6 protein-coding genes and 1 riboswitch are annotated in these 13838 nt (G+C 41.6%); of the genes, 5 read left to right on the forward strand and 1 reads right to left on the reverse strand.

Annotated features, from left to right (window positions below):
• Positions 1-360 precede the first annotated feature (360 nt).
• The 4 genes from BQ7394_RS03815 to BQ7394_RS03835 all read left to right on the forward strand — a co-directional run bounded on the left by BQ7394_RS03815 (position 361) and on the right by BQ7394_RS03835 (position 9417).
• Positions 361-2517 (forward strand): elongation factor G, encoded by a 2157-nt coding sequence (locus BQ7394_RS03815; protein WP_075556151.1) that lies wholly within the window; start codon positions 361-363, stop codon positions 2515-2517.
• Between the two features lie 235 nt (positions 2518-2752).
• Positions 2753-3556, forward strand: a complete 804-nt coding sequence (locus BQ7394_RS03820; protein ID WP_075556152.1) for a UDP-2,3-diacylglucosamine diphosphatase — start codon at positions 2753-2755, stop codon at positions 3554-3556.
• On the forward strand, positions 3553-4707 hold the full coding sequence (locus tag BQ7394_RS03825) for a glycosyltransferase family protein (protein WP_075556153.1): 1155 nt from the start codon (positions 3553-3555) through the stop codon (positions 4705-4707). The genes BQ7394_RS03820 and BQ7394_RS03825 overlap by 4 nt, the downstream gene beginning before the upstream one ends.
• A gap of 780 nt (positions 4708-5487) precedes the next feature.
• Positions 5488-9417 (forward strand): DUF6383 domain-containing protein, encoded by a 3930-nt coding sequence (locus BQ7394_RS03835; RefSeq protein WP_139317677.1) that lies wholly within the window; start codon positions 5488-5490, stop codon positions 9415-9417.
• A 320-nt stretch (positions 9418-9737) separates the two neighbouring features.
• Here BQ7394_RS03835 and BQ7394_RS03840 read toward each other — a convergent pair whose 3' ends face one another.
• Positions 9738-11018 (reverse strand): O-acetylhomoserine aminocarboxypropyltransferase/cysteine synthase family protein, encoded by a 1281-nt coding sequence (locus BQ7394_RS03840; RefSeq protein WP_075556156.1) that lies wholly within the window; start codon positions 11016-11018, stop codon positions 9738-9740.
• Positions 11019-11136: 118 nt separating this feature from the next.
• Positions 11137-11339: riboswitch (cobalamin riboswitch) on the forward strand.
• Positions 11340-11471: 132 nt separating this feature from the next.
• On the opposite strand from BQ7394_RS03840, the gene BQ7394_RS03845 reads away from it, so the two are divergent.
• The gene (locus BQ7394_RS03845) at positions 11472-13832 is read left to right on the forward strand and encodes a TonB-dependent receptor (RefSeq protein WP_075556157.1); all 2361 of its coding nucleotides are present in this window, start codon (positions 11472-11474) and stop codon (positions 13830-13832) included.
• The last annotated feature ends 6 nt before the right edge of the window (positions 13833-13838 follow it).

The raw sequence follows: 13838 nt of genomic DNA on the forward strand, positions 1-13838 counted from the left end.
TATAGATATTTACTTCAGAATATAGTTGTTCTTTCTAGTAAATTCATGTCCATTAAATAAGTAGAGTGCAAGCCTCCGCAATAAAAACAAGGCGACAAAGATAGGAAATATTCAGCAATGACTTTCCTGTAACCCGCTAAATTTAACTCTGGTCTTACAACCTGTTTGCCGTGTTAGTCAATCGGATATGTGGCATAGTGGATAAGGCCGGATCTATGCAATAAGCATAGCCTGCTGCATAACATAGTTCTCAAACACCGGGCGATAATTGCATTTTTCCTGTACATTCTCTAATTTGCGGCCTCGTGAGTATTTCACGTAGTTGATATTTATTGTTAAACTCAATTAATACCTGATATCATGAAAGTATACCAAACAAACGAAATTAAGAACATCTCTATTCTGGGAAGTTCGGGCTCTGGGAAAACCACTCTCGCTGAAGCAATGCTTTACGAGGGTGGAGTTATAAAACGTCGCGGTACTGTAGAAGCAGGAAATACGGTGAGCGATTATTTCCCGGTTGAGAAAGAGTATGGTTACTCAGTGTTCTCAACCGTTTTCAGTGTTGAATGGCAAGACAGGAAGTTGAACTTTATCGATTGTCCGGGTTCGGACGACTTTATCGGTGGAGCAGTATCTGCCTTGAACGTAACTGATACGGCACTGATGGTATTGAATGCCCAATATGGTGTGGAAGTGGGAACATTAAACCAGTTCCGGTATACAGAACAATTTCATAAACCCGTTATCTTCGTTGTTAACCAGTTGGATAACGACAAAGCGGACTTTGATGGAACTATCTCCCAGCTGAAAGATCAGTTCGGTAGCAAGATCGTACAGATCCAGTATCCGGTCAGTACAGGTTCTTCTTTCAATGCCGTTGTCGACGTATTGAAGATGAAGATGTACCGTTGGAAACCGGAAGGTGGCGTTCCAGATGTATTGGAAATTCCTGCAGAGGAAATGGACAAAGCTATGGAACTTCACAAAGCTCTTGTTGAGGCTGCTGCCGAGAACGACGATATGCTGATGGAAAAGTTCTTTGAAGAAGGAACTTTGAGCGAAGACGATATGCGTGCAGGTATTCGTGCCGGTTTGGTTATCCGCGGTATGTTCCCTGTATTCTGTGTATGTGCAGGACGCGATATGTGTGTGCGCCGTACGTTGGAATTCCTTGGAAATGTAGTTCCGTGTACAGATAAGATGCCTCGCCCGGTGACAACCGAAGGTGTGGAAGTTACTCCCGAATCGAGTGGCCCGACCAGCCTGTTCTTCTTTAAGACGACTGTAGAACCGCATATCGGCCAGGTTTCCTATTTTAAAGTGATATCAGGAAAAGTAAAAGAAGGAGATGATCTGCTGAATGCCGATCGTGGATCGAAAGAACGTATCGCTCAGTTATTCTCTGTTGCAGGTCAGACCCGTAATGCTGTGACTGAAATGGTTGCCGGCGATATCGGTGCGACCGTGAAACTGAAAGATGTACGTCGCGGTAATACATTGAACGGAAAGGGTTGCGACTATAAGTTCGACTTTATCAAATATCCGGATCCTAAATATCGTCGTGCCGTGAAACCGGTTAACGAATCCGATTCGGAAAAGATGATGGAGATCCTGAACCGTATGCGTGAGGAAGACCCGACGTGGGTGATCGAACAGTCCAAGGAGTTGAAACAAACGATTGTTTCCGGACAGGGAGAATTCCACCTGCGCACATTGAAGTGGAGAATAGAAAATAATGATAAGTTGCCGATCGAATATATCGAACCGAAGATTCCGTATCGTGAAACAATCACGAAGGCGGCCCGTGCGGACTATCGTCATAAGAAACAGTCCGGTGGTGCCGGTCAGTTCGGTGAAGTTCACCTGATTGTAGAACCTTATTACGAAGGTATGCCGGCTCCGGATATGTATCGTTTCGGCGGACAGGAATTTAAAATTAGCGTACGTGATACGCAAACTATTGATTTGGACTGGGGTGGTAAGCTGGTATTTATTAACAGTATCGTTGGTGGAGCCATCGATGCACGTTTCTTGCCAGCTATTCTGAAAGGTATTATGGCACGTATGGAACAGGGACCGTTGACCGGTTCGTACGCCCGTGATGTGCGCATCATTGTTTATGATGGCAAGATGCACCCGGTAGACAGTAATGAAATTTCTTTCATGCTAGCCGGTCGTAATGCCTTCAGTACTGCCTTTAAAGAAGCAGGACCTAAGATTCTTGAACCAGTTTATGACGTAGAAGTATCCGTTCCGGGTGATTATCTCGGTGATGTAATGAGTGACCTGCAAGGTCGTCGTGCCATCATTATGGGTATGAACAGTGAAAAAGGTTTTGAAAAGTTGTTGGCAAAAGTTCCTTTGAAGGAAATGTCAAGCTATTCAACATCTTTGAGCTCCATCACGGGTGGTCGTGCTTCATTCACGATGAAGTTTGCCTCTTACGAACTTGTTCCTTCCGATGTACAGGATAAGCTGTTGAAGGCTTACGAAGCTACCCAGGCGGAAGAATAACCAGAAAAGAATCTCTAACCATAAGGCAGCCCTTGTTTCAAGCGGCTGCCTTTTCTTTTTCTAAAGCTCCCTCTTCAACTGCTCCAACACCTCAAAAACACCCGGACAAGTTTGCGCATTCTTAATCGTCAGTGCGTGTATCAGTCCTTATCCTCGTCGATATGTAAATTTCATACGGTTGTTGCATCCCTGTAATAGTAAACAGGTTCTTTTGTACAGTGTAAATCTCTTACGTATGAAACTAAGAAAATATTATCCGACCGTTGTGCTTTCTGACATTCATTTGGGTTCCGAACACTCAAAGACAAAAGAAGTAACCAATTTTCTTAAATATATCGACTGCGACCGCCTCATACTGAACGGCGACATCATCGATGGCTGGCAACTCCAGAAGTCAGGTAAGCGATGGAAGCAGGCGCAGACCGACTTCTTCAAAGTCCTCATGAAGATGATGGAGAAGAAAGGAACAAAGATTATTTATGTACGTGGTAATCATGATGATTTCCTGGATAAACTGGTCCCGTTCCGGTTTTCCAATATCTCTATAGTCAAAGATTATCTGCTGAATAGTCACGGGAAGCGTTACCTGGTGACTCACGGTGATATCTTCGATACAGTGACCACCCACATGCGCTGGCTCGCTATGCTGGGCGACATAGGTTATACCTTCCTGTTATGGCTGAATAAAATCTATAACAGGAACCGGGAAAAACAAGGTAAGCCCTATTTCTCTCTTTCCCAACATGTGAAGCACCGGGTAAAAAGTGCTGTCTCTTACATCTCCGACTTCGAAAAGGAGCTGGTGAAACTGGCTTTATCCAGAAAACTGGACGGTATTATCTGCGGACATATCCATCAGGCGGCCAATGTCCGGTATGACAATGTGCATTATCTCAATTCCGGCGACTGGGTGGAGAGTATGACTGCCCTGGTTGAAAACGAGCAAGGCGAATGGAGCATTCTGACTTACAACAAGGCTGAATATGAGGCCGATGAGGACAAAATTTCGAAAACTGTATTATACGCCGAAGTGATATGAAGATACTGTTTGTCATACAAGGAGAGGGAAGGGGCCATCTGACCCAAGCCTTATCTCTTCGTCAGAAGTTGACCGACGAAGGTCATCAGGTTATTGGCGTACTTGTCGGGAAAAGTCCGGCCCGCCGTATCCCGTCGTTTTTTATAGAGAAGATCAATGTGCCGATCTATCACTTCGAAAGTCCGAACTTTCTGCCTACGGCTAAGAACAAGCAGGTGAACCTGTTGAGTAGTATCGGTTATAATTTGTTACGTTTACATAAATATGCTGGTAGCATTCGTTATATCGACCGGATGATCCGGGAGACGGAAGCCGATGTGGTGGTCAACTTTTACGAATTACTGACGGGGCTCACTTATCTGTTTACCCGTCCGAAAGCTGTTATGGTTTGTGTCGCTCACCAATATCTTTTCCTCCATCCCGACTTTTCTTTTCCAAAGTTGAATAGCGTTTCTTTATCCCTGTTGAAATTCTTTACCCGTGTGACGGCTATCGGTGCGACGAAGATGCTGGCTTTGTCTTTCAGGAAAATGCGTGAAGTACCCAATGATAAGATCGTTGTAGTTCCTCCACTGTTGCGTAAAGAGGTGATAAATAAAACTTCACGTAAGGGCAACTACCTGCATGGCTATCTATTGAACAGTGGTTTCGGAGAAGAAGTAAAAGCCTGGCATGCCCGGCATCCCGACGTTCCGATGCATATTTTCTGGGATAAGAAAGATGCTGGAGAAACAACCTGGATAGACGATACCCTTTCCTTCCATCAACTCAGCGACATCCGCTTCGTTAAATATATGGCAGGGGCGAAAGCTTATGCCACGACTGCCGGCTTCGAGTCTGTTTGTGAAGCGATGTATCTGAATAAACCTGTTTTGATGGTACCTACTCATATCGAACAGGCTTGTAATGCCTATGATGCCTCTTTATCGGGAGCCGGAGTTGTTGCCGACCGTTTCGATCTGGATGCTTTATTGCATCTGTCCGAAACTCACCAGCCGAACCCGTCTTTCCGTCATTGGGTGAAACAGGCAGATTGGTTGATTCTGCGTGAGTTCCGCGAAGATCTACTGATGGAGGAGATGCCTTCTTCCGTATGGCACCGTTTGTCGATGCACTGGGTGTATAGGCTGGCGAAGAACTTCTCGTTGTAATGTCGGATGGTTCCCGGCAGATAACCCCTTTACTCTGGACGTCTAACATTGTAACTCAGGAGTATTAAGCTCTTAACACCCTTATTTCAAATATGTAATGTATACTTTTCGAAAAAGTAATGCTAGCCTTTCATAAAAGTAAGGTATGCCTTACATATTTGTAAGCCTTGCCTTTCTTATTTTAAATAAGGGAGTCTGATGGTTAATTATGGTATGCCGGAAGTTTAACTCTCGGTAGCTGATCGCTTAATGGTAGGCTGCTACCGACGGGGATCGTGTCATGCAATATACACCAGAATTCATGTTATGTCAAGCATTTGCGATTAAAAATGCATGAATGAACCCGAAATGAAGGCAATATGAATGCAGATAAATAAAATCATTCATAGACTATTCGCTGGATATTCAAACTCTTATCTCCCGGATGAACCTATGAATGATAAATCGATGAAAACATTATTATATAAAGTACGCGTACATTTAATAGATGCATATTCTTTTGACGTTATTATCAACAGTCTTCTGTCCTTTTATATTATCGACAGTAACTTTCCTCTCTTTGTAACCCTAACTCCCCCTTTCGTACAGAGTATCGTATTCAATTGATAAGAAAGGATATGGTGATGTAAAAAAATCAATGAAAATAATTGCAGATAAAAAACTATTGCTTACTTTTGCTGAAGTATTTGACGATCGTACAAGCAAGCCGATAGAAGATAGATCGGCATTATTATAGAATAGGACTTAGAATTACTTAGTATTAATATTAAATTTTTGATTATGAACAAAAAGTTTTCTACTCTGGTAGCTGTCGTTCTGGCGGCTACAAGTTTCGGAGCTACTGCGCAGATTGCACCAACGGGTGACTTTGCGAAGTATGCGACTGCAAATAAACCTACCGAAGGTATGCGGACTATCGAAAAAGGATATTTCCAATTGGCTGTTGGTTCTTCCATTGATGAGCATATTCTGGCAATGCAGCCGACTAGTGCTGGAGGATATGAATTGGTCGTTGTTGATGGTTCTGTTACTGGTGCTAACGCTGTTGAAGTAAGAAGAACTCTTTGGAAGGCTGTTATCAGTGGTAATGCTGAAGCGGGTTATTCTTATCAGTTACAGAATGTTGGTACAGGAGAATTTTTGGGTGTTAATACATCTGATGCAATTGCAGTAAATAAAGAAGGAACTGCTGCATGGCCTGCTACTGGAGATTTGACAGGTAAGGTTGTTCCTGTGGGATCGGAGGTTTCTGTATGGAAATGGGTTTCAGCTCCGTCTGTTGTTAAGACTGCTGGTTTTGAAATTGGTGATGCTAAAGGTTTTACTTCTGCTTTTGGCGAAAAGAATGACTCTACCGTAGTCTTGGTTGCCAATGCAGCTTCTATTGCTAATGATGTGAAAATTGCTGCTGTAAAATATTCATTAAGGAATGTCCCGGCAAATGATCCTACTCAATTAGTTAAAGCTATTCCTGTTTCTCCTAAAGAAATTGTTTTGGGTGCAGACGATTTGAACTCTTTGTTGTGGAAACAAAACCCGGCTGCTGATGCAAGTAAAGCAGAATTCACATTCACTCCGAACGTAATCAACGACGAAACGAATGTATTTGGTAACTTGTTTACTAAAAATGCTTACAAGGCTGTTCCGGCTGTAGGTTTCCCGGCTGCTGTTGATGTTGCTACTAATCCTTTTAATGGATTAGGAACTTCTTATGATGCCTTGTATGATGCTGAAATTGCTTATTATCAGAAAGCACAGGAAAAAGCTTTTATCGAAAAAATCGCTTCAGTGGTTTATGGTGATGATAATAAAGTTGCCACAGCTAAACTTGCTGCAGTGAATGCTGCTATAACTGTTATTACTGGTGATAAGAGTGCTATTGATCTATTAACTACACCTGCATTAATCGCAAAAAAGATTGATGGTTTGACCTATTCTTCAACACCGGCAGACGCTGATCAGGTAAAAGCAGTAAAAGAGGCAGCTATAGCTTATGTATCTGGTGTTCACGGTAAAACAGCGGCTGAAGCATTGACTGAAGCTAAAGGTATTGCTGATGTTACAACTGGTACTGCAATAGCTAAAAAAGTAAATGATTTTATTGCTGCTAATATTACAGATGGAACTGCTAAGACTGCAGTAGACGCAGCTATCAAAACTTCTTATACAGATTTATTAGCAGATGGTGCTACATTAAAGACTGCTATTACGTCTGCTAAAAACACTCTGAACACACCTGTTACTGGTTATTATGCTAAAGGAGTAGCAGATAACAAATGGGTATCTCTGATGTTGGAAGAAGCTGAAAAAGCTGAAGATAACACTTACCTGTCTGTAGCTTGCAACTTTGTTACTGAAACAGCTAATGAAAGAGAACGTCCATTAGGATTTACAACCGGTAAATTTGCAGACTTCGGTTATACTGCTGATCCTAAGGCTCGTTTGGATTTGAACGGTCGTTATAACTTCCAGTTCACTTATTTCCCAAATGCAGACTCATTGGTAATCCGTACAGGAGGTTGGGCTAAAAAGAACAATGCTCAGACATCTTGGGGTGATATGAATACAACAGATAACCCTGAATTGGGTGTAGCTGCGGCTTCCCCAAGTGCAACAGCTCCTACTGCAAAAGGTACAGAAAATAATATAGTTAAATTGATCTATCTGGCTAATAACCATAGTGAAATTACTGTTGGTTCTTCTGATTATTATATCGGCGCTGCTCCTAACACAGTGAACACTCGCATCTCCATCAAGAAGATCGATGACGAATATGTGAAGACAACTTTGGCTTCTGGCGTATACTTCTTTAACTTGTTCTCAGGAAAGGATGCTAATAAAGCTATCAATGGTAAATACATGGTCGCAAACTTTGCTGGAACAGAATTAGATTGGGTTAACGAAGAAACTTCAAAAGTATTTGAAGGTGCAGTTCAGGACTTCGGTCACATGCCGCGTACTCAGTGGGTTGTTAGTCAGAACACAGGTGCGGCTGGTATCCAGACTGTAAATATCTATAACCGTGAATATCCTAGTTATAAAGCAGAAAATGTTCAACTTTATAAAGGTGGAGACGGTAAAGTATTTGCTTTAGGTTATAACAACTTACTTGCTTCTGCTAACGATACATTATCTTATGCTTTGGCTACAACAGCTAAACCTAACGCAGGAATCGCAACTAGCGAAACTTTAGGTTACAAAGCTTTGGATTACGATGCATTGATCGAAAACATCTTCTCTCTGAAGTATTTCAACGGTTTGAACGCTGGCAACTTTGTAGAAGTATCTAAAGATGCTGCTATGGCTATCAATCCTAATACAGAAACTGCTGATGCTGTGAAGTTCGTATTCGAACCGGTATTGGATAAAGATGGAAAAGCTCCGGCTAAGAACGAATTCGGTTTTGATGGAACTGTAGCAAATGTAAAGAATCTGTACAGAATTGCTTATAAGGTTAAATTGTATAACCCGGGTAAGGAAGATTTATATCTGAAAGCAAACGGTAAAGACGGTTATGAACTGATCTCTGAAACAGCAGATGTAAAGGGTACTTCATTCTTCTTCAAAGAAAATAATATGTTGGATGTAGAAGGTGATACAACTTGCTACTACGCATTGGTTCAGGAAGATTTATCTACGGTTTCTGGTGTTAAACACCCGTCTCTGATCCTTTCTGTTGAAGAAATTGACACAGAAAACAGTGTTGCTACATTTGCATTCGACGAAGGTTTGAAACCATTGTATCGTCGTATTGGCAAGACAGTTGCTGATAATTTGAAAGATATGGCTGTTGATACTGCTAAATTCTACATGTCTAACGAACCGACTCGTTTCTTGTATGAAAACTCTGTAAACCGTACAGCTGAAAACGGTACTGAAATTGCAAAAGATAGCCTGAACTTCTTAGGTGTTATCAACAAAGCAGACCGTCCTGAAAATAGCATGTTGCCTATCTTTATTGATACAGCTTATGTTCGTGGTGAAACATCAATGCCTCAGTATATGTTAGCTTTAGGTGTAGAATATACTCCTGCTGGTAAATATAACACTTGTCCGGATAAGATTGAAAATTGTCACCAACATCCGACAATTGATACAAAAGCTTTTAGAACAGGTCGTTATTTGGTAGCTTTGGATGACTCTGCAGCTGTTGCTCCAATCAAATATCAGGATAAATTCCGTTTGGCATTCGTTGATGCTAAACATATTGAAGATACTCTGGTTATTGTAAGCTCTAAATATACAGGTTCTGAGAAGTTTGCAGGTAAAGATTCTATCAAACTTGACAACGATAAAGTATTGAACGCTGCAACATTTGCATTCCGTATCGTTGATGGTAGCGAAAATGGTGACTTCTATATTGAAGCAGTTAAAAATGCAGATAAGAAACCTCAATATGTTCGTGTACACAATGGTGTTCCTGTATTGGTTAGTGAAATCAGCGAAGCTGCTGTATTCAATATTACTAAGACTAGCGAAGATCCTGTTGCTAACGAAACAATCGGTACAACTACTGTAAGTGTAATTGCTGGTAACGGTGATATCACAATCAAGGGTGCTGCTGGTAAGAAAGTTGCTATCAGCAACGTTCTTGGTCAGACAATCGCTAACACAGTTCTTTCTTCTGACGACGCTACAATCTCTGCTCCTGCTGGTGTAGTTGTAGTAGCTGTTGAAGGCGAAGCTGCTGTTAAAGCAATCGTTAAATAAGAAATAAATAATAATTAAAAGAATGCTTCTCTACTCTTCCCTTCGGGGAAGGGTGAGTAGCCTGTGAAGGTGAACAGATTGGAAGCGCAATTTTAGTAATAAAAATAAAATAAAGTTCATCCATGAGTACCACTGTGAAGTGAGGAAATGGACAAAAAAACAACCCCGTCGATATTTATTGTCGATGGGGTTTTGTTTTTAAAGAGCTCCAGGAAACTGAGTCTATTATGTTAAATAGAAAAACCGTATTATATAGAAGACGATTCCTGACGGAAAGCATCTTTCATATAATACGGTTGTCTTATATGAACTAATAATTCTTATTGATTCAAAGCCTGCTCAATATCCGCAATAATATCGTCCGCACTTTCGATACCGACAGAGAAACGGATCAGATCCGGAGCAATACCGGCTTCCTTCAACTGTTCGTCTGTCAGCTGGCGGTGTGTATGGCTTGCCGGGTGAAGCACACAAGTACGTGCGTCTGCTACGTGAGTAACGATAGCTGCCAGCTTCAAGCTATCCATGAACTTGATAGAAACCTCACGTCCACCTTTCAGGCCGAATGACAACACGCCACATGAACCGTTCGGCAGATATTTCTTTGTCAGGTCATAATACTTATTCCCTTCCAGATCCGGATAGTTCACCCAAGCAACCTTGTCGCAGTTCTGTAACCATTTAGCAACAGCCAATGCATTTTTACAATGCTGTGGCATACGTAAATGCAATGTTTCCAGACCCAAATTCAACAGGAATGCATTCTGTGGAGACTGGATAGAACCCAGGTCGCGCATCAGCTGGCTGGTTGCTTTCGTGATATAAGCCATCTTGCCGAATGTCTTTGTATAAGTCAGTCCGTGATAAGATTCGTCCGGCTGGCAAAGGCCCGGATATTTGTCGGCATGTGCTTCCCAGTCGAAGTTGCCGCTGTCGACGATACAACCACCGACAGCAGTCGCGTGTCCGTCCATATATTTAGTTGTAGAATGTGTTACGATATCAGCACCCCATTCGAACGGACGGCAGTTGATCGGTGTTGCGAATGTATTGTCGACGATCAAAGGCACACCGTGGCTATGAGCGATACGGGCAAACTTCTCAATATCCAACACCATTACTCCCGGATTGGAGATCGTTTCGCCGAACAATAACTTTGTATTCGGACGGAAAGCCTTACCGATCTCTTCTTCGCTGGCATCCTGATCGATGAAAGTGCATTCGATACCCAACTTCTTCAAGGTAACGGACAGCAAGTTGTATGTACCTCCATAAATACCAGTTGCACTTACAATATGATCGCCGGCTTCACAAATATTGAAACAGGCAAAGAAATTGGCCGCCTGTCCCGATGAAGTCAACATGGCGGCAACACCACCTTCCAACGCCGCTATTTTGGATGCTACGGCATCATTTGTCGGGTTTTGCAGGCGGGTATAAAAATAACCACTCTCTTCCAGGTCGAACAATTTAGCCATCTGTTCGCTGGTTTCATACTTGAATGTAGTACTCTGATAGATAGGAAGTACACGAGGCTCTCCCTTTTTAGGTTGCCAACCACCTTGTACACACAAAGTTGCCGGCTTGAATGAATTGCTCATATTTTTTATGTTTGCTATGTAATTATATTCTGCAGACAAAAGTAAAGAATAGTTTGTTCTGTTTACACAAATCTTCGATCAATTATAAAAAATACACTATTGTTTCAAAATAATCTGTACCTTTGTACCCAATTTTGGTGTCACGTTTCCAATTCCACGGAAAAGTGATGAAAAGGGAATCAGGTGAAAATCCTGAACAGACCCGCTGCTGTAAGCTCCGCCAAAGTCTTTGAGCACGACTCAATCCACTGTTCGCAATGAATGGGAAGGACGTTCAAAGATGGAGTAAGTCAGAAGACCTGCCAAGATAACAAGTTTAAAGCTTTCGGGAGATAAGGCTAAAAAACATATGAGAAAGAACATTCATCTACTTACCGGAGGTTCTGCCTGTTCATGTGTTCTATTGTTTCTTTCATCGAAAGCATGTAAAAAACAATTAATGAATTTGGTGAAATGAGAGGTTTCATGCATGTACTTCTGTTATTGATTTGTTTGTTCCCTGTAAGTCTGGCGGCACAGAATAAAGTGATTTTATCCGGCGAAGTAAAAGAAAAGGATGGGACACCACTCCCGTTGGCTACTGTCGCTATAGAAAATACGACTTCGGGAACGTATACCGACGATCGGGGACGTTATTCATTGTCGGTAACTCCCGGTAAACGTACCCTTATAATTAGGCTGTTAGGTTACAACACCATAAAAACCGTTGTCGATATCCGTAAAAATACGACAATGAATTTCACAATGGAAGAAAACTCCATAACCCTGAATTCGGTTGAAGTATACGGTAAAACGAAAACCCAACAGGTAAAAGAAAGTGCTTTTTCTGTCAATGCGTTGGATGTTAAACCACAGATCAACACACTTAAGAATCTGAATGAAATGGTGAACCGGACAACCGGCATTAAGATCCGGGAAGAAGGTGGAGTCGGTTCAGACTTTGACTTGTCTATCAACGGAATGTCGGGTAACTCCGTCCGTTATTTTATCGACGGAATGCCTTTGGACGCCAAAGGCAGCGGTGTTTCACTGGCTAACCTGCCTGTTAATATCATCGACCGGATCGAAATTTATAAAGGAGTGGTACCAGCCAGCCTGGGAGCAGATGCGTTGGGAGGAGCAATCAACATTATTACTAACCAGGTGAAGAAGAATTACCTGGATGTTTCGTACGGTATCGGTTCTTTCCATACACACAAGGCTGATTTGAATGCACAATTTGTAGATCCAAAGACAGATTTGATCATCAGGCCGACTATCGGAGTCAATTATTCGAAGAATGATTATAAGATGAAGGATGTTGAAGTGTGGGATGAAAGTGCACGTGATTTTGTATTGGTAGACCGTAAACGTTTTCATGATGATTATTTCTCTTTTCTGGGACAATTGGAAGTCGGGTTTGTCAATAAATCCTGGGCAGATGCATTCTTTATTTCAGGTTCTTATTCTAAAGTAAATAAAGATTTGCAGACCGGGTCTATCCAAAGTAAAGTATATGGTATGGCAGAAAGAAAGGTAGATGCCTGGAATATTTCAGCTCGTTACCTGAAGCAGGATTTTTTGATCAAAGATTTAAAATTAAATGCCTCTCTTTCGCATACCTGGGATCATTCACTGACAGTCGATACTGCATTTCGTAAATATGACTGGAATGGAGATTACATCAATAGTTCACGAAACGAAATTACCGGACGTGACCGTTCGTTACGTCATTATAAACGTCCGCTGACCATTATCCGTACCAACTTAGATTACCGCTTTAACAACAATCATTCTCTTAACCTGAATTATTTGTTAAGCCGTACAGGAAATGACCGTTATGACGAGATCGATACCGAATTTGAACCATCGAATGACGTGTTGGCAAAACACATTTTAGGTCTGTCATACAATCAGTCGTTTTTTAGTGGGAAGATGGATAACACATTCTTTGTAAAAGATTATATCAATCATTTGGATATCCAGCAACAAGATTTATACTGGATTACCGGTTCTAACAGTATGCCTTCTTCTTCTACAAAAAATAATATAGGTTACGGCCTTGGTACACGTTACTCTTTTTGGGAAGAATTATCATTGAAAGCTTCCTACGAGCATAGTGTGCGACTTCCCTTGGCCCGTGAATTACTCGGTAACGGTACAACGATCTATCCGAATGTTAAATTGAATCCGGAGAGCAGTAACAATGTCAATCTGGGTACTTATGGAACAGTTCGCCTGGCACCCGGTCATCTTTTATATTATGAAGCAAACGGATTTTATAGGAATGTGGAAGACTACATTCATGCTGTCATTTCTGAAGCAGAAGGTATGATGCAATATGAGAATGTATCGAGTGTTGATATCAAAGGAGTAGAGGGTGAAGTTCGTTATACCTGGAAAGATTGTCTGCAAGCAATAGTCAATTGTAGTTACCAGGATGCCCGTGATAAACAGGAATATAAAGCAGATGGAAAGCCGTCTATCTCTTATAATAATAAAGTACCGAATCGTCCGTGGCTTTTCAGTAATGCGGAACTGAATGTCACTTTACGCGATCTGTTCCAGAAAAACAGTAAGTTGCGTCTGGGATATCATTATCAGTATGTGCATTGGTTTTTCCTGACTTGGGAAGGATTTGGGGTATTAGAAAGTAAATCGAAAATCCCGACACAGCATCTGCATACAGCCACTCTTTCCTATTCGTGGAATAAGGACCGGTATAATATCTCACTAGAGTGTAATAATCTCTTTGATGATACATTATATGACAACTATATGCTCCAGAAGCCGGGACGTTCGTTCTTCTGTAAATTTAGGCTATTTATTAATTAAATGTAT

The sequence above is a fragment of the Parabacteroides timonensis genome, from assembly GCF_900128505.1.
Taxonomy (GTDB): Bacteria; Bacteroidota; Bacteroidia; order Bacteroidales; family Tannerellaceae; genus Parabacteroides; species Parabacteroides timonensis.

Excerpts from the sequence above, each read along its gene's own strand:
- BQ7394_RS03815 (WP_075556151.1), top strand. The coding sequence starts at position 361 with ATGAAAGTATACCAAACAAACGAAATTAAGAACATCTCTATTCTGGGA.
- BQ7394_RS03820 (WP_075556152.1), top strand. The coding sequence starts at position 2,753 with ATGAAACTAAGAAAATATTATCCGACCGTTGTGCTTTCTGACATTCAT.
- BQ7394_RS03825 (WP_075556153.1), top strand. The coding sequence starts at position 3,553 with ATGAAGATACTGTTTGTCATACAAGGAGAGGGAAGGGGCCATCTGACC.
- BQ7394_RS03835 (WP_139317677.1), top strand. The coding sequence starts at position 5,488 with ATGAACAAAAAGTTTTCTACTCTGGTAGCTGTCGTTCTGGCGGCTACA.
- BQ7394_RS03840 (WP_075556156.1), bottom strand. The coding sequence starts at position 11,018 with ATGAGCAATTCATTCAAGCCGGCAACTTTGTGTGTACAAGGTGGTTGG.
- BQ7394_RS03845 (WP_075556157.1), top strand. The coding sequence starts at position 11,472 with ATGAGAGGTTTCATGCATGTACTTCTGTTATTGATTTGTTTGTTCCCT.